This is a genomic window from Dolichospermum sp. DET69, from assembly GCA_017355425.1.
Lineage (GTDB): Bacteria > Cyanobacteriota > Cyanobacteriia > Cyanobacteriales > Nostocaceae > Dolichospermum.
Window position 1 is genome coordinate 4,065,217 of record CP070233.1, and the last position, 19,026, is coordinate 4,084,242.

Consider the following 19,026-nt stretch of genomic DNA (forward strand, 5'->3'; position numbering starts at 1 on the left):
TGAGCGTGAAATATTTGCTAGTAATTAGTAAATATTATTTCTGGATTGTAGAATAGATACATAGCTTTTCATAAAGGGAAATTTTTTGACAGTAGCCGATGGAACAACTTAGTTTATTTTCAAACGCCGAATACAAAGCATTAAGAAATCAAAAACCAGTGATGGATGCCTACTCTCTGGAGCAGTGGAAATCACGGATCTTTACTTATCAGCAGCGCATTAGAAACACTGAACTACCACAGCAGGTAAGTTTGTTTGATGTTCCATCTTCTCACTGTAACCCTGAAGAAATAGACCCATTTAAACTGCATCTACAATCAATGGCGTTTTATAGGATGCCAGATAATTATGGTCAAGCTGCCCTATATTTTATAGTTGATAGTGCATCTGAAATATTGCTTTATGTTGGGGAAACCTGCCACAGTAATAAAAGACGGAAAAATACCCACGACTGTAAGGGGGACTTTCTTAGTATTTGTGTATGAGTATCTTGAATTACAAATATAAATTGATGATACGGATAATAAAAAGTTTCCTCTAAGAATCGCCGGGGGTACTGAAAAATTCTTAGAGGAAATGCCAAAATAATTATCATGTTAGTGTAATTACTAATATGAAAACCACCAAACACAATGCTATAAAATACTGAGTGGAACTACTGAAAACTAAGCCGCCACAGTATCCTTATTTGGGGTGAATTTTTTTCCTATAAATTACGGAGTGATTAATAAGTACCTCTTTCTTTTGTAGTCTGATAATCTTACTTAAAAATCACTAAAAGCTTTATAAAAAATTTATTGTTTTTCATCAAAAATTGTTCTTATCAAAGCACTGCAACTTTTATTTACGATATTTTTAAGAAGTTATTGCTAACAAATAACAAGATCAGTAATAACTACTAAGATTCTGTTTTAAGGAATAAAGAAGGAATTTATGACCGGAAAAACGACACGGCGCAATTTCTTAATTACCAGCGTGGCTGCTGCTGGTAGTATTGTGGGAGCAAGTACCTTGCAAATAGATAGTGCCAATGGTGCAAAAACACCAGTACCCATGCCAGAAAGAGTGCTAGGACGCACGGGAGTAAAAGTACCACTGTTGGGGTTGGGAGGTGCAGGTACAAAAACACCACTGGATAAAGAGGATAGAGAAGAGGATGCCTTGGCAATTATTGAAAGAGCGATAGCGAAGCGCTGCTGCAAGCAGTTCGCACTAGGTATTCGTTATTTTGATACCGCAGCCAGCTATGGATCTAGTGAAATCTATTTGGGAAAAGTGCTGCCATCCTACCGTTCCCAGATATTTTTAGCCAGCAAGACTTATGAAAAAGACAGGGATGCTGTGTGGCGAGAATTGGAACGCTCACTCAAACGTCTGAATACAGATTATTTGGACTTGTGGCAGTTACATAGCATTGCTTTACCTGAACATATTGATCAAAATGTCGAGTAAAATTTGTCCAATAGTCCACATCTCTAAGAATATCAATTAAATTACGCTCTGGCATTCTTTCAGAAATTACAGCCTCTAAGTTTTTGAGAGAAGCACTCTCACGATTAGCTAATGGACGTTTTAAAATAGGTTCTCCTTCCTCACTAATAACAATAGATGTATTATTGGGATAACCTAGATATATTTCCGATGCTGTTTGGGTTAATGAATTTTTTAGATTCTCGACAAAATCTTCAGCCTGAGTAGGAAAGCCTAATTGTTGACAATATGCTTCAACCAATGGCTGACAGTCATTCCAAGAAAGTAATTGTTCTCGATAATCAGCATAAGCCTCACTGTTAAAGACACAAATATCCCCTGACTTTAGTTCAGAAGCTACATAAGAAAAAATACAAATCTCGAAATGGCGACGCATCACTTTAGTGACATCTTTAGACTGAACTAGCACTAACTTTTGCCATGGCTGTGAAACAAAAGATAAATCAACTTCCGTTCCTATCCATTCCCCTCGACGATGGGAATTAGACAGTAAAACTTCCACTGCTTTTACCAATTTATCGTCACTACTGGTAGATTCTATCTTCAGGAACTTAAATAATCGAAAGAAGGCACTCCGATGACTTTTATAAAACCGCCATAATAAAGGAAAATAATTATTTCCTTGATAAGCATTAATTTCTTCACACTCAGTTAATAATTGTTCAACTCCTCCCATTTGTTTGAAAATAGTTTGCAATTCCTCTAATGGTTTTGAATCGGGGACATCTTCATTGAAAACTACGAGGACATCGGTGAGGACAGATACTAATTTTTCTGTGGTTATCTGCTGTCTTTTTTTGATAGAATCTAATTCCTCAATAGCCAGATTATGGATTTTTTTCATCTGCTTTAGGAACATTTCTACTAGGTAATCACGAGTCTGCACTTGAGCAGAATAAATGAGGCAAAGAAGTAAGGTTAATTGCTTATTTAGAGTAATATCCTTCATCTCAGAAGCAGTAACAGTAAACCAAAAAGTTTTTCCCAAAGAGTGATTTTTACGGAGTGCTGACGCTATTGCTACAGACGCAGCAGGCATCACTAACAAAATACGACAGATACTCATGTACTATAGAATACCAAATATATAAGAAATAGTTATCATAATTTGCACTGGATCAAAATATGAAATGATGAAAGTAGTGTGTAGCATATTGGCTGAAAAAATTGACTGTTTCATCTCTAACAAAAGCCACGCGGGGCGAGTCTACAGAAGAACTCGTTTTAACCGACTCAGAAACTCTTGATGAGGTTATTCAGTGTTTAGTAGAAAATTTTTCGATTGAAACGCAAGGAGCCTGTGACCAACAAACTTTATTCGAGATTCTGGTTAAAGCAGCCAGCACTGGAGACAGTATTGAAAACACAGCTAAATTGTTAAAAAATATTCCGACAGCTAATGATATTAGATATCATCTCAATAAAATTAACAATTTTGAGGAATTAGAAGCGCAAATAAATCAAGCATTAAAAAGTCGAATTCCTTTAGGATTAAAAAAAGGGTGTTTGAAAATAGCGATTGATTTAAATTTAATTTGTTATTATGGTCAACCAACATCGTCAGAATTACCCTACATATATCGAAGTGAAGCTAAATCTGGTACTAATTCATTTTATGCCTATGCCACTTTATATGTTATTAGTAATAATAAGCGTGTAACTCTAGCAATAAGAGGTGTTCGCCAATTAGATACTAGTGTGGCTTTAATTACTTATTTATTAGCAGAACTTGAATCCCTAAAAATAAATGTAAAAAAACTCTATTTGGATAGGGGATTTTTTAATACTCCTGTAATTAGATGGTTACAGGCATTAGATATTCCCTTTCTTATGCCTGCTATCAAGACTGGAAAAAAAGGAGGAATCAAACAATTCCTCAAGGGTAAAAAAAGTTATAAAACTACCTATACTATTACAAGAGACAAAGATGATTTTGTCACATTTGATTTATGGATCGTCTGTAAATATAGAAAGGGAAAGCATAAAAAGCATGGGGTTCAATACTTTGTTTATGTTGCTTATAAGGTCAAAACAAATTTAAATTATATCTATCAAGATTATCGAAAAAGATTTGGCATTGAAACCAGTTATCGTCTGAAAAATATTTGTCGAATTAAGACGAATAACAAAAATCCAGTCTTGAGATTACTATTCATTGGAATATCCTTTCTTCTAATTAACATCTGGGTGAATCTACTATGGCTCAAAATCAGTCGTAAAAGGAAAGGTAGTAGATTAATTTATCGCACACTTTTTACACTCAAACAGATGTTAGCCTTTTTATCTCAAGCCCTACAGAAGAAATATCAAGTCGTTGAAAGCATTTATATTCCATCCGGTTAGCGTCAAGAAATTATTAACCAGCTAATCATAAGTAATTATTATCTATACTATGTCTGCTGATTAGAGTATCGGGAATAAAAAAGTATTTTATACTACACAGTATTTGGCGATCTCCCTTCAGGAAAAAACTTTTTGGTTTACTGAGTAAGAGCTTTAGCTTCCGAGGTACTATATGTGTCAAGAAATGAGTTATGTTCACTGGTTTAAAAAACTTATTTGGATCAGATAAAAATGGTACTTATAGACTAGGTTTATCTTAATATGTAAAGTTTTGTTACGCCATTCAACATTTCTGCTTACACTTTAATCTGAATAACTCTTTCCCCGATATATTGAGGGGGATACAAAAAAACCTTATGAAGAGTATGGAAAATAGCTTTCGAGTTGAACTATGTGAGAGCCAGGATGAATCACAATATCCATTGCGTCATGTGATAACTGCTACAACCAAAGAGCAGCTACAGATTTTGGTAGGCTGGAATAATACTGTAACAGACTATCAATGTATTCATGAATGGTTTGAGGAACAAACTCAACAAACGCCAGATCATATCGCGGTCGTGTTTGGTCATGAACAACTGACTTATCAGCAACTGAATCAACGAGCGAATCAACTAGCTCATCACCTACAAGCATTAGGAGTTGAACCAGAGACATTAGTGGGGATTTGTATTGAGCGATCCTTAGTAATGCTTGTAGCACTGTTGGCTGTTCTCAAAGCCGGGGGAGCTTATGTGCCTCTCGATCCGTCTTATCCGAGTGAACGTCTTGCCTATATGCTGGCAGATGCCCAAGTTTACTTGCTACTGACTACGACAAGGTTGTTAGAAACTTCCTCAGTAATTTCCCATATTGCGGAGGGATATTCCATTGTTGATCTGGATAGAGAATGGGAGACCATCTCACAAGTATCGAATCATAATCCAGTCAGTTTGGTTAAGCACCACAACTTAGCCTATGTTCTTTACACCTCCGGTTCCACCGGAAAGCCCAAAGGGGTGATGATGGAGCATTTGGCACTTCTTAATCTCATTGACTGGCATATCCATCATCGCATCACTAGTGCAAAGACCCTGCAATTTGCTCCTCTTAGTTTTGACATCTCCTTTCATGAGATTTTTTCCACTTGGTGTTCAGGTGGCACGTTAGTCTTGATATCTGACGAACAACGACGTAATCCTGAAGCTCTCTTCAATATCATTTGGGAACAAGGGATTGAAAAGCTATATTTGCCCTTTGCAGCACTTCAGCAGTTAGCTCAAGTGGCTATCCGTAGACCGTTGCAAACAAAGCTGCGAGAAATTATGACAGCAGGAGAACAATTGCAAATTCTGCCAAATATTGCTCAATTCTTCCAGCAAACTGGTTGTAGACTGCACAACCATTATGGAGCTACTGAATGTCAAGATGTCACAAGCTTTACATTATCATCAGACGTGAACGATTGGGATTTCCTTCCCCCTATTGGTCGTCCTATCCATAACACTGAGATTTATATCTTAGATGAGTTGCACCAACTTCTTTCTCCTGGGGTTGCAGGCGAGTTGTACATCGGTGGAAAGGGAATTTCTAGGGGCTATCTTAATCGTCCAGAACTCACCAAAGAGCGATTTATTACCAATCCTTTTGGTTCTGGTCTTCTTTATAAAACAGGAGATTTAGCTCGCTGTTTGCCAGATGGTAACCTTCAGCACTTAGGACGTAGTGATAGTCAGGTGAAAGTGCGAGGATTCCGAATTGAACTAGGTGAGATTGAAGGGCTGTTAGCCAAGCATCCAATGGTGCAAGAGAGTGCTGTCATTTTGCGAGAGGATGTTCCGGGTAACAAGCGGTTAGTAGCCTATATAGTATCATCCCAGGATACGATTACTCATGATTTGGAAGTGATTGTCCACAGTTATTTACGCGATTGTCTGCCTGACTACATGATACCTGCGGCTCTAGTGTTACTTGATCAAATGCCCCTGACACCCAGTGGTAAGTTAGATCGACGAAGTTTACCTGTTCCTAAACGATCGCTGTCGGTATTGACAACTGAACTAGTTCTCCCTCAAACTGAAACAGAAAAAAAGATTACTGAGGTTTGGCAGTATATCCTACAGTTAGATGAGGTGAGCGTCAATCACAATTTTTTTGAGGTGGGCGGCACTTCTTTGTTACTGCTGCAAGTCTATGAAAAACTTACAAATATTTTTGGCGATTGCCTGACAACAATTACAACTTTATTTGAATATCCAACAATCCAAACACTAGCCCAACAGTTAAGTCAGAACACATCAAAACCTAAAGCTACAAATCAGAACTTACTTTCTGGTAACCGCTGCTTTACGGTAGCTCAACAACAAAAGAAACTCCGACAAGCACATCGTGCTCGTCAAAGATAGGAAACGCGATCTATGGTGACTACTTTAATGGGTGAAACACTGATTAATCTACTATTGCTGTGTATTCTTTTGGGGATATGTCTTGTAGCTGAATGGACTGCCCACAAATGGCAGCAAGCTATTCTTTGGCTAAGTACCGCAGGATTACTGATTTTATTGGTTACAGCAATAATTTTACATGACTGGACGCGTGTAGGAATTTTGGTGATTGGCATTTTTTTAGAATCTCTATGGTTCCGACAATCGAATCATTGGACATCGAAGGAGACACTCATAACTTTGGGTATTAATGCGTTTTCCGGGATGATCACGATCTCCCTTCAGGCATTTCTGTTTGCTGTATTGCTCAAAGAGTTTCCGTCAGGAACAGGTCATTGGGGATTAGTTGCCTTATCTACACCTTTGACGTTACAAATTGTTATTTACTTAATATTAGAAGATTTCAAACGGTATTGTTTTCACAGATTAGATCATTCTTCCGTGTTTTTTTGGCGGTTTCACAAAATACATCATGGAGTGACTGAACTCAACTGTATTACTGGCAGCCGTGACCATCCTGTTTTTAATCTAGGTCACCTCACCTCAGATATTGGGCTGGCCTATCTTCTGGGTGTTACCAATGAGGCGTTAGTGATTGGTCTGAGCATTCGTATGGTTTTTGGAGGTATTCTCCCGCATTTCAATGTGGACTTTCCCAATACGAAAAAGACCTTTCCTTGGTGGGCTTACCTGATTGCTACTCCCAACTTTCACGCTTGGCACCACACAGTTCATTGCCGCTATGATGCCAACCTCGCAGATGTTTTTCCCATCTGGGATGTCCTGTTTGGAACCTTTGAAATGCCCCGTGGGAGTTCTTGTGATTGGCAGTTTGGCTTGAATGAGTCTGAACAAATTCCCCAATCAGTTGTCGGGCAACTTGTTTCTCCTTTTGGGACCAGTAACACTATTGCCCCAAACAACTCAATTTAAATTTTCTCTGCACCAGAGTTAATAGGACTTACGCACTATACAAATTAGACATGATATGCGTCAACGGAAATAATCATTTCCAGCTTTATTAGTAGGGTGCGTCAGATGGAAAAATATGGCGAGTGTGGTTAAATTATCGGGTCTGACGCACCCTACAAAAGACGAAAAACCGCAATCCATATTTAGTAAATGTTGTCAATGCGTAAGTCCTAGTTAAGTACCTGAGCAAAATTAATTTAACATCTTTAGAACAAACAAAAATCTCTGTATTTCTTATTTGTTACCTGTTCCCCTGTTCCCTCTCCCAAATATAAAATTTATTTTGCACGACTACTTACCAAGTTTTCTAGGAATTAAAGATCGATGAGTCTTCTACCAAATAACGATTCACAACAGCAGTTTAACGAATCAGATATTGCCATTGTGGGAATGTCATGCCGCTTTCCAGACGCAGAGAATATTGATGAGTTTTGGAAAAATCTGTCTAATGGGGTAGAATCAATTTCCTTTTTTTCTGATCAAGAGCTTGACTTTTTTGATCCCAGCCTGCTGAGTCATCCAAATTACGTCAAAGCTGGGGGTGTACTAGCCAATATTGACCTGTTTGATGCCGACTTCTTCAGCTACAGTGCCAAAGAAGCCGAGATTATCGACCCCCAGCAGCGAATTTTCTTGGAATGTGCCTGGGAAGCTCTGGAGAGTGCTGGCTATAACCCAGAAATTCGCAAAGAGTCAGTAGGGGTTTATGCAGGGTCAAGTCTGAGTACCTATTTAATCAATAATGTTTGTCCAAGTCGGGGGTTTTCACCCCAGCGACCATTTCTCAGCCATCGCCTGTTTAGAGCCGCCAGCGATTTACATATAGAACAGGGTAATGGCTCAGATCATTTACCCATGAGGATTTCCTATAAATTGGGTTTAACAGGTCCGAGTGTAAATGTGCAAACCACCTGTTCTACTTCCTTGGTTGCGGTGCATTTAGCCTGTCAAAGTTTGCATTTCGGTGAATGTGATGTGGCATTAGCTGGAGGTATTTCCATATTTGTTCCCCATCGCATTGGCTATCTTTATCGAGAAGGCATGATTTTGTCGCCAGATGGACATTGTCGAGCGTTTGATGCTGATGCTCAAGGAACTGTTTTTGGGAATGGTGCCGGTGTTGTTGTTCTCAAATTACTGAGTAAAGCTCTTGCAGAAGGCGATACCATCCATGCTGTCATCAAAGGATCAGCAGTGAATAACGATGGGGCGCACAAAATGAGCTACACATCTCCGAGCATTCACGGACAGGTTGCGGCAATTTCGGAAGCCTTGGCGGTATCGGGAGTTGATGCCAGTACAGTCAGCTATGTAGAAGCCCACGGAACCGGAACTGCTCTGGGCGATCCCATTGAAATAACCGCTCTTACCCAAGCATTTCGCCAAAGTACAGAGGAGAACACAGACAAAAATGGATTCTGTGCCATCGGTTCAGTTAAAACCAATATTGGACATTTAGATGACGCATCAGGGATTGCAGGACTGATTAAGACGGTGTTATCGCTCAAACATCATGCTATTCCCCCTAGCTTAAACTTTAGCCGACCGAATCCCAATATTGACTTTGCGAATACACCCTTTTATGTAAATACCGATCTAGCAGAATGGAAGCGCGGCGAAATGCCCCGTCGTGCAGGGGTCAGTTCCTTTGGCATGGGTGGTACGAATTGCCACATAGTTTTAGAAGAATCTCCTCAGACAAGAGCGCGATTACGTTCGCGGAGCGTCCCGGAGGGAACTAGCACTACTGCAAGCAGTTCGCACTCACTAGAACGAAAATTACATTTATTAACATTATCCGCCAAAACAGAGACAGCACTCAAAGAGTTAGCCCAAAGGTATGTGGATTATCTAGATACCAATCTCGATGTGGATATAGGGAATATTTGCTTCACTGCTAATACAGGACGTAAACACTTTCATCACCGATTGGCTATAGTTGCTGACTCTAAAGCGAATGTGCTATCGCAATTGCAGGTATTTATTCAAAACGAGTATAAAAAGCAGAAATTAACGCGCCCCAAAGCTCATGTACTCAAAGCTGTGACTACCAAGAAAATTGGCTTTCTTTTCACTGGGCAAGGCTCGCAGTACATTAGTATGGGTCGTCAACTCTACGAGAGTGAGCCGACTTTTCGAGAAAACCTGGATCGCTGCAATCAGATTTTAAGTGAATATTTAGAGGTTTCTTTACTAGAAATACTATATTCAGACAATTTAGATAATTTAGAGAATCCTTCAGAATTAGATAACACAGCCTACACACAACCTGCTCTCTTTGCACTAGAATATTCCTTAGCTCAGTTATGGAAATCCTGGGGTATTCACCCCGATGTGGTTATAGGTCACAGTGTTGGTGAGTACGTGGCAGCTTGCATTGCGGGAATTTTTAGCTTAGAGGACGGATTGAAGCTCATTGCCTACCGAAGTAGGTTGATGCAAGCATTACCCCAAAATGGTGAGATGGTTGCAGTATTAGCTTCTGAGCAAGAAGTTCTGTCAATAATTCGTCCCTATAGTAAACAGGTGTCTTTGGCAGCAATCAATGGAACACAAAGTATTGTTATTTCTGGGCATCAGACAGCAATTCAAGCCACCTGTGCTATTTTTGAAACCCACGGGGTGAAAACCAAGAAACTCAGAGTTTCCCATGGGTTTCACTCACCCCTAATGGAGCCGATGCTGGCTGAATTTGAGCAGGTGGCTCGACAGGTACACTTTTCACCACCGCAGATTCCTTTAGTTAGCAATGTTACAGGAGAAATAATCACAGATGCAATTACCACCCCAGAGTATTGGTGTCACCATATTCTTCAGCCTGTCAGATTTGCTCAAAGCATGGAAAGGCTAGTACAACTGGGCGTTGAAGTATTTATAGAAATTGGTCCTAAACCCACTTTGTTGGGTATGGGTCGTCAGTGTTTCCCTGCTGATGATTCTAGATTGTGGCTACCTAGCTTACATCCAGAGCAAGGAAATTGGCAAACATTACTCACAAGTTTAGCAGAACTTTACCTACATGGTGTGACAATCAATTGGGAGGGCTTTGACCGAGACTTCCCACGGCAACGGGTGGTTTTGCCCACCTATCCCTTCCAACGCCGTCAGTATTGGGTGGACGCTCCAGCTACACATCAAACGCCTGTTGGGTTGCCTTTGAACAATTTTAGTACACCCGATGGTTCGCACCATCCTTTACTCGGTGAGCCTTTATCCTTGGCTGGAACTAGCGAGTTACGTTTCCAGGGACAAATTAGCAAATATTTTCCGGTATGGTTAAGGGATCATCGTGTTTTTGAAACCACGATTTTGCCGGGAACTGCTTATTTGGATATGGCATTGGCAGCAGGAGCCACGATTGCCCAATCCGGTCAAAGTTGTCGGCTAGAAGGAGTAACCATCCAGAAGGCGTTGGTTATTTCGGAGGCAGGCGAAACCAAGCCCCTACAGATGGTGTTGCAACCAGAAGACTCGACAACTTACGCCTTCCAAATTTTCAGCCCAGATCCGTCACCACCAAAAAACCAAGGACAACCGGCTTGGAACCTCCATGCAGCAGGCAAACTCTATTTGGAAAAGACAGAAACGCCTGCGACGGTGAATTTAAAGGAACTACAACACCAAATAACAGAAGAAATTTCCGTTGCTGAACTTTATCACAAGTTTCAACAGCAGCAAATTGACTACGGTTTAAGTTTCCGGGCAGTGAAGCAAGTATGGCGGAATCAAGACAGAGCGCTGGGTTACATCGTCCTCCCGGAGTCTGTGGCACTAGACCTAGATAATTATCAGCTACATCCAGTATTATTAGATACTTGTTTACAAGTTTTAGATGCAACGCTTTTAGAAGAACAGGAAGAAACTTATGTTCCTGTCCTTTTCCAGGAGTTACGGTTTTTTGGTCAGCCTAGTGACCAGATGTGGTGTGATGCCAAATTGCATAAGCGTGAATCTGATCGCTCAGAAACCCTTAATGCAGATATTAAGTTGTTCAGTCCTCAAGGACAACTCATTGCAGAGATGAATGGGCTGCAACTGAAACGGGTTCGCCGTCAAACGATGTTCGGCAAGAACCAGAATACTGAGCAGGATTGGCTCTACGAAGTGGAGTGGCGTGAGCAAAACCACAAGTCCATAACGATTGATAACTATCACCCCCAACCTCGCCATTGGCTCATCTTTGCAGATAGTTCTCATATTGGTCAGGAGTTGGCTGCTCTGCTGCGTGATCAGGGTGAAATTTGCATTCTTGTCCTGCCTGGTCAGGACTATGAAGCAATCTCCGCCCACGAGTACCACCTCAATCCTGCTGCCCCTGAACATTTTCAGCAACTGTTGGTATCTCTACCGTTGATTGAGGGAATCGTTCACGCTTGGGGCTGGGAACAGCCAGAAACCCTAACACCAGAGATCCTTGAGCAAAGGGCTTTGCTAAGTTGTGGCAGCGTGTTGCACTTGGTGCAAACCTTGGCAAAAAGCAATATATTTGTACCGCCGCTGTGGATAATCACTAAAGGTGGACAGGCGATCCAAGAACATTCGGTGCAGGCGTTAATACCTTCCCTAGTGTGGGGGATGGGTAAAACAATTGCCTTAGAGCATCCAGCTATGCGAGTAATTCGGATCGATTTAGATCCGGGGGTAACAACTACTGAGTCGGCTCAATCTGTGTTCGCGGAAGTATTTCCTCCTCTGTCAGCAGATACTATGGAAGACCAAATTGCCTTCCGTAACCAAGTCCGCTATGTTGCCAGATTGGTTCGCTGCCAAAGCTCCAATGCGTTAGGCGGGCAAACGGCATTGGCAATTCCTGAAAATCAGCCCTTTCGATTGGCGATCGCCAATCGAGGAACACCAGATAACCTGCAACTACAAGCCACTAACCGCCAACAAATTGCAGACGGGGAAGTGGAAATAAGAGTTTACTCCGCAGGACTTAACTTTATTGATGTCTTGAATGTCTTGGGACTCTATCCCGGTGAACCGCCCCTGGGGATTGAATGTGCAGGTGAGATCGTTGCCATTGGTGCAGGAGTAACTGGGTTAAAGATTGGGGATGCAGTGATAGCGATAGCCAGCGGCAGCTTCAGTCAATATGTGACAGTGGATGCTAACTTAGTCGTGCTAAAGCCAACTACCCTCACCTTTGAGGAAGCTGCCACAATCCCAGAGTCTTTTTTAACAGCATACTGGAGTCTGCATCACTTAGCCAAGATTGCTCCTGGTGATCGGGTACTAATTCATGCTGCTGCTGGCGGGGTAGGTCAAGCTGCTGTGCAGTTGGCACTTCTAGCAGGTGCAGAGGTCTTTGCTACTGCTAGTCCCAGCAAATGGGCTGTTCTGGAAGCGATGGGGGTCAAGGTGGTGATGAACTCTCGCACCCTGGATTTTGCCGAGGAGATCATAGCACTCACTCAAGAGCAGGGAGTTGATATTATCCTCAATTCACTCACAGGAGAGGGTTTCATTGCCAGTAGTTTGAGTGTACTTGCCGAAAATGGGCGCTTTCTGGAACTCGCCAAGCGCGATATCTGGAGTCCTGAGCAAATGACGCATTTACGACCAGATGTGTCCTACTTCAAGATAGATACTACCAAAGCTTGCCAAGAGGAAGCACCAGCAATCCAGTTGATGCTGCGCCATCTTGTGCAGCAGTTTGAGAACCATGACTTAAAACCGCTGGCGAAAACCGTCTTCCCCATCCAGTCTGCGGTAACTGCGTTTCGCTATATGCAACAAGCAAAACACATCGGTAAGATTGTTTTAACTTTGCCAGCATCAGCTTTGGTGCAAGGCGATGGCAGCTATCTGATCACGGGTGGCTTCGGAGGATTAGGATTGCTGGTTGCTCGTTGGTTGGTAGAACAGGGCGCACGTTATCTTATTTTGATGGGACGTAGTGATATTCCAGCAGCAATCGCTCCTCAAATCAGTGAGATGGAGCAAGCGGGAGCTACTGTGATCACTATTCAGGCTGATGTGTCTAATTTATTAGAAGCTACAGCAGTATTTTCCCATTTGACTAAAACTGCTCCGCCGTTGCGAGGCATTATTCATGCCGCCGGTGTCTTGGATGATGGGGTACTGCAACAACAAACCTGGCAACGCTTTATACAGGTTATGGCTCCTAAGGTGCAAGGGGCTTGGAATCTCCACACCTTAACTAAGAACCAACCGTTAGATTTCTTCGTGCTGTTTTCTTCCAGTGCATCCTTGCTAGGCACAGCAGGACAAGCCAACTATGGGGCGGCAAATGCTTTTCTCGATGCCCTAGCATCCTACAGACGCAGACAAGGGCTATCTGGCTTAAGTATTAATTGGGGTCCGTGGGCAGAAGTGGGAATGACCGCAAAACTGCAACTGGGCGATCGCCTCCGCCAAAAAGGCGAAGATAGTATCCCCCCCCAACAAGGTTTGCAAATCCTGGGGAAGCTCCTACAGCAGCTACCCGTGCAGGTAGGAGTCATGCCGATGAACTGGGAACGTTTCCTAGAAAGACAACAGACGCTCACTCCCTTTTTCAGCGAGTTGTACGATCCCTTAGCACAGAGGGTTGGGCAGTTATCTGCCATTGAGTTTCGTAAACACCTAGAAACCCTACCTCTTGAGGAACGTAAGGCAGCTTTGAAAACTCATGTGTGTACCCAAGCGGCAAAAATTCTCGGTATCGGGACTCCACAGCAAGTGCCTACGGACCAACGGCTGGTGGATTTAGGACTGGACTCCCTGATGGCAATTGAATTTTTGAGTTTGGTGCAATCGAGTATGGGAACTTCGTTAAGTTCTGTGTTGTTGTTTAATTATCCCACTGTAGATGCACTGGTTGATTATTTGTGCCAACAATTTGTTGCTCCTGAAGATGCTGATAGCCTTCCCCAGGCTAATGGGAAGGGCAGTCATGGGGCTTTGCAGGTGACAAATAATAGGGTTAACACTCAACATCACTCTACGATCATTGCTATTCAGCCCCAGGGGACAAAAATACCTTTGTTCTGTGTAGCTGGCATTTTGGGAAGTGTGTTTGATTTCTATGGCTTGGCACGCCACATTGGTGCAGATCAACCCTTCTACGGATTGCGATCGCTGGGGCTAATGGTTGGGGAGCAAGCCTTAACTCCCATGGCTGATATTGCGGCTTACCATATTAAGGCGATCCAAGAAATTCAACCGCAAGGCCCCTACCAATTGGCTGGGCATTCGTTTGGAGGAAAAGTCGCTTTTGAGATTGCTCAACAACTTAGCCATCAAGGACAGGAAGTATCTTTACTGGCGATCATGGATATTCCTGCGGTACTTGCAGGAAGCGATCGCGCGATCGCAACTTGGGATGATGTACAGTACATCACGAAATTGGCAGAAATTTATGGAGGTGCTAGTGGTAAGCAATTAGAGACTTCCCCAGAGATTTTGTCCAAGTTAGATACAGAGGCTCAACTAAAGCTGTTATTAGAGCAAGTACAAACAACTGGTCAGAAACTAACTCTACCTGAATTGCAACAGATTTTCTCCGTTTATCGCGCCAACATGATTGCAGATACAGCCTATGTCCCGCAGCCTACGGACATTCCTATTACCCTCTTCAGAGGCAAGGAAATGGGGCAGCTCGATTTTCTCCCCGATGCTGCTACAACCCAAACAGATCCCACTTGGGGTTGGCATCAGGTTTCTACTCAACCCATCCAGCTTCATCTTGTCCCTGGCAATCATTTCACAATGGTAAAAGAACCAGATGTGCAAGTTCTGGCTCAAAAACTCAAGACTATTCTGGCATTAAAGATTGCTGACGGTAAGGTTTAGATTCAAGTTAATAGACCTATTTGTGACTTGAATCATAAAATGCTTCAAGTCACACTAAGTAGGTTAGCATTAAAAATTGTCGTTATGGCAAGGCAAGAGGCAAGAGGCAAAAGGCAAGAGTGAAGAGGGTTTGGGCGATTTTACTTTTCTTTACACAGATTGGTTTTATTGTGTTCACCTACTTATTTGCAAAAGTCTAATACCAATTTTATGTGAGGCTGCACAGTCTAGCCAAATAGATTGATCCCTCTTTATCTGTGTTTATCTGTGTTCATCTGCGGTCGATTATTCTTGATATTTTATTCGCTGTATTGATAATCAGTAAACCAAAAAGTTTTTCCCAAAGAGTGATTTTTACGGAGTGCTGACGCTATTGCTACAGACGCAGCAGGCATCACTAACAAAATACGACAGATACTCATGTACTATAGAATACCAAATATATAAGAAATAGTTATCATAATTTGCACTGGATCAAAATATGAAATGATGAAAGTAGTGTGTAGCATATTGGCTGAAAAAATTGACTGTTTCATCTCTAACAAAAGCCACGCGGGGCGAGTCTACAGAAGAACTCGTTTTAACCGACTCAGAAACTCTTGATGAGGTTATTCAGTGTTTAGTAGAAAATTTTTCGATTGAAACGCAAGGAGCCTGTGACCAACAAACTTTATTCGAGATTCTGGTTAAAGCAGCCAGCACTGGAGACAGTATTGAAAACACAGCTAAATTGTTAAAAAATATTCCGACAGCTAATGATATTAGATATCATCTCAATAAAATTAACAATTTTGAGGAATTAGAAGCGCAAATAAATCAAGCATTAAAAAGTCGAATTCCTTTAGGATTAAAAAAAGGGTGTTTGAAAATAGCGATTGATTTAAATTTAATTTGTTATTATGGTCAACCAACATCGTCAGAATTACCCTACATATATCGAAGTGAAGCTAAATCTGGTACTAATTCATTTTATGCCTATGCCACTTTATATGTTATTAGTAATAATAAGCGTGTAACTCTAGCAATAAGAGGTGTTCGCCAATTAGATACTAGTGTGGCTTTAATTACTTATTTATTAGCAGAACTTGAATCCCTAAAAATAAATGTAAAAAAACTCTATTTGGATAGGGGATTTTTTAATACTCCTGTAATTAGATGGTTACAGGCATTAGATATTCCCTTTCTTATGCCTGCTATCAAGACTGGAAAAAAAGGAGGAATCAAACAATTCCTCAAGGGTAAAAAAAGTTATAAAACTACCTATACTATTACAAGAGACAAAGATGATTTTGTCACATTTGATTTATGGATCGTCTGTAAATATAGAAAGGGAAAGCATAAAAAGCATGGGGTTCAATACTTTGTTTATGTTGCTTATAAGGTCAAAACAAATTTAAATTATATCTATCAAGATTATCGAAAAAGATTTGGCATTGAAACCAGTTATCGTCTGAAAAATATTTGTCGAATTAAGACGAATAACAAAAATCCAGTCTTGAGATTACTATTCATTGGAATATCCTTTCTTCTAATTAACATCTGGGTGAATCTACTATGGCTCAAAATCAGTCGTAAAAGGAAAGGTAGTAGATTAATTTATCGCACACTTTTTACACTCAAACAGATGTTAGCCTTTTTATCTCAAGCCCTACAGAAGAAATATCAAGTCGTTGAAAGCATTTATATTCCATCCGGTTAGCGTCAAGAAATTATTAACCAGCTAATCATAAGTAATTATTATCTATACTATGTCTGCTGATTAGAGTATCGGGAATAAAAAAGTATTTTATACTACACAGTATTTGGCGATCTCCCTTCAGGAAAAAACTTTTTGGTTTACTGATAATGTTAAAATTGTGAGTAAATAAAAGTGGAATAAAGTTTAGAAAAAATCATGTTGACATTTGACGCGAAAGTTCGTACAGTACGACCTCTTTCCCAAGAGCAAATTGCTCAATATCACAAAGATGGTTTTCTGATCGTGCGAGGGTTTTTCGACATAGATGAAATTGAGCCACTGCGTAAAGCTTGCGAACAAGACCCAAATGTCATGGGCTATCAAACCAACATCCTTGATAGCTTTGGCAAAATTTATAAGGTGACAACTTGGACTGATTTAGAACAAACCTATCTAGGAGTTTTGCCGAGAATTGCCCGCATAGTAGATGGAACAGAAGCTCTCTTGGGAGAGGAGAGCTACCATTGGCATTCCAAGATTCTCAAAAAAGACCCCTACAGTGAAGGGACTGTAGATTGGCATCAGGATTGCGCCTTTTGGTACCAAAATGGTTGTCTATTTCCCCATTTTGCAACTTGCACGATCGCCATTACTGCAAATACCAAGGAAAACGGCTGTATCCAAATGGTCAAGGGGTCTCATCTCGCTAGTCGCTTTGATATGGCTAGAGGAGATCAAGCGGTATTTGCTGATCCAAAACGTGTCAAAGAAATTCTCAAGCGCCTAGAACTCGTGTATTGCGAGATGGAACCAGGCGATGTGATGTTTTTCCACGGTAATACTTTGCACTGTTCTGGACCCAACCTCACAGATCAAACTCGGACAGTGGTTCATTGTCATTACAATGCTGTTTCTAATGCACCATTTTGGGTTGAAGGACAGGAGCATCATCAGTACAAGCCCATTCAAAAACTACCTGATTCTGTGATTAAAGATGGTAGCTACACATCCGTATTTGAACAACACAACTTCCATCCAAGTGAAGAGGGAGAAACAGGAGATGGTGGACTCGGTATCTTCAAGAAACAGGATTGGTATGTTAGCTCGGAAGAAGACTACAGCGGCAAAGAAAGCCCCTTTGCCAATCTAGAAGTTTCTGTTTCTGGTTGATTTTTGTCTTGTTGATTCACTTTCATAGGATTAGAATATGTTGTGTAAAGATAACCACGTATTAACTCTTTACGCACTGTAATCCTCAATGACTCCATAAATCTGATCGTGAGTTCTTTCTCGAAAATGTCTGTTTTATCCGATGCTTCACCAGAAAAGTTACCTATCAAGTCGGAAGATTTGTGGTCTTTTATCTCATTGCTAGGATCACTGATCGCGTTTTCCTTCGTTCCTGTTTTTACCAAATGGGGTGCAATGGAAACGAGTTCAGGAACCGCAATCTTTGACCGCTTTTTTCTAACAACGATCATCTTAGGTTTGATTTGGGGATTACTGGCTATATATCGTCAATTGGCTAATTGTCCAAATCAATCTCCCCCCCTATCTCCGCCGCTTTATCACCGTGTTCAATTACTGGGATTATTTCTGGTAACGGGGAATTTTTTGGCGGGAATGCTGATCACCTTAGCTTGGTCTTTAAGTCAAACCACTGTAGCCAATTGTGAACTAATAAATAATCTCACGCCTGTTTTCACAGTTCTGGGGGGATGGTTACTATTCAAACAGTGCTTTGACAGGCGTTTTCTTATAGGGTGTGCGATCGCCGTTTCAGGATTGTTGATAGTCGGATTTAATGACTTTCAAATCGGTATTGATAAGTTACAAGGTGATTTTCTAGCACTTGCCTCGGCACTTTTCCTAGCAGCATATTTACTAGGAGCAGAACAACTCCGAACTCAGTTACAGACAGATACTGTACTGCTAGGATGCTTTGCTTGTGGAACACCATTGACGTTAATGGTTCTGGTAATAACCCACGAAAATCTACTGCCGACTTCGTTACCAGGCTGGATAGCTATTGTGAGTATGTCAGTTTCCGGTTTGCTTGCTCAAGGACTACTGTTATATAGCCTCAAGCGGCTTTCATCAGGATTTGTCGCCCTGGTTTTTTTACTAACACCATTTACGACTGCCATAATCGCTGGGATAATGTTCTCAGAAACTTTAAGCTTGTCTAATTTACTTGCTTTTTGCGTAGTTGTACTGGGGCTATCTCTGAGTATTTCTAGCTCGTCTGGGGTTAAGGAAATTGAGGAGAGTGTTTAATTTTAGTTCGCTCTCTTTCTGAGAAAGATATTTATAAAGGGACAA

9 protein-coding genes and 1 pseudogene are annotated in these 19,026 nt (G+C 41.2%); 9 read left to right on the plus strand and 1 reads right to left on the minus strand.

Going from position 1 to position 19,026, the window contains the following annotated elements; translation table 11 throughout:
• The first annotated feature begins 98 nt into the window (after positions 1-98).
• Positions 99-485 (plus strand): hypothetical protein, encoded by a 387-nt coding sequence (locus EZY12_18620; protein ID QSX66776.1) that lies wholly within the window; start codon positions 99-101, stop codon positions 483-485.
• A 448-nt stretch (positions 486-933) separates the two neighbouring features.
• Positions 934-1,437: pseudogene (locus EZY12_18625) on the plus strand (aldo/keto reductase).
• Here EZY12_18625 and EZY12_18630 read toward each other — a convergent pair.
• Entirely contained in the window at positions 1,367-2,557 is a 1,191-nt protein-coding gene (locus tag EZY12_18630) for a hypothetical protein (protein QSX66777.1), read from the minus strand. The pseudogene EZY12_18625 and the gene EZY12_18630 overlap by 71 nt on opposite strands.
• Before the next feature lie 101 nt (positions 2,558-2,658).
• Between EZY12_18630 and EZY12_18635 the strand changes: the two genes are divergently transcribed.
• The 7 genes from EZY12_18635 (at position 2,659) to EZY12_18665 (ending at position 18,981) form a co-directional block, all read left to right on the plus strand.
• Positions 2,659-3,834 carry an ISH3 family transposase gene (locus tag EZY12_18635; GenBank protein ID QSX66778.1) on the plus strand — a complete coding sequence of 392 codons (1,176 nt, stop codon included), beginning with the start codon at positions 2,659-2,661 and terminating at the stop codon, positions 3,832-3,834.
• A 356-nt stretch (positions 3,835-4,190) separates the two neighbouring features.
• Positions 4,191-6,218 carry an amino acid adenylation domain-containing protein gene (locus EZY12_18640; GenBank protein ID QSX66779.1) on the plus strand — a complete coding sequence of 676 codons (2,028 nt, stop codon included), beginning with the start codon at positions 4,191-4,193 and terminating at the stop codon, positions 6,216-6,218.
• A gap of 12 nt (positions 6,219-6,230) precedes the next feature.
• Positions 6,231-7,190: a sterol desaturase family protein gene (locus EZY12_18645; protein ID QSX66780.1), complete on the plus strand. Its 960-nt coding sequence runs from the start codon at positions 6,231-6,233 to the stop codon at positions 7,188-7,190.
• 363 nt (positions 7,191-7,553) lie between these two features.
• On the plus strand, positions 7,554-15,026 hold the full coding sequence (locus EZY12_18650; protein ID QSX66781.1) for an SDR family NAD(P)-dependent oxidoreductase: 7,473 nt from the start codon (positions 7,554-7,556) through the stop codon (positions 15,024-15,026).
• Positions 15,027-15,549: 523 nt separating this feature from the next.
• Positions 15,550-16,725: an ISH3 family transposase gene (locus EZY12_18655; protein QSX66782.1), complete on the plus strand. Its 1,176-nt coding sequence runs from the start codon at positions 15,550-15,552 to the stop codon at positions 16,723-16,725.
• A 195-nt stretch (positions 16,726-16,920) separates the two neighbouring features.
• Positions 16,921-17,874, plus strand: a complete 954-nt coding sequence (locus EZY12_18660; GenBank protein ID QSX66783.1) for a phytanoyl-CoA dioxygenase family protein — start codon at positions 16,921-16,923, stop codon at positions 17,872-17,874.
• 126 nt (positions 17,875-18,000) lie between these two features.
• Positions 18,001-18,981, plus strand: coding sequence for a DMT family transporter (locus EZY12_18665; protein ID QSX66784.1), 981 nt, complete (start codon positions 18,001-18,003; stop codon positions 18,979-18,981).
• The last annotated feature ends 45 nt before the right edge of the window (positions 18,982-19,026 follow it).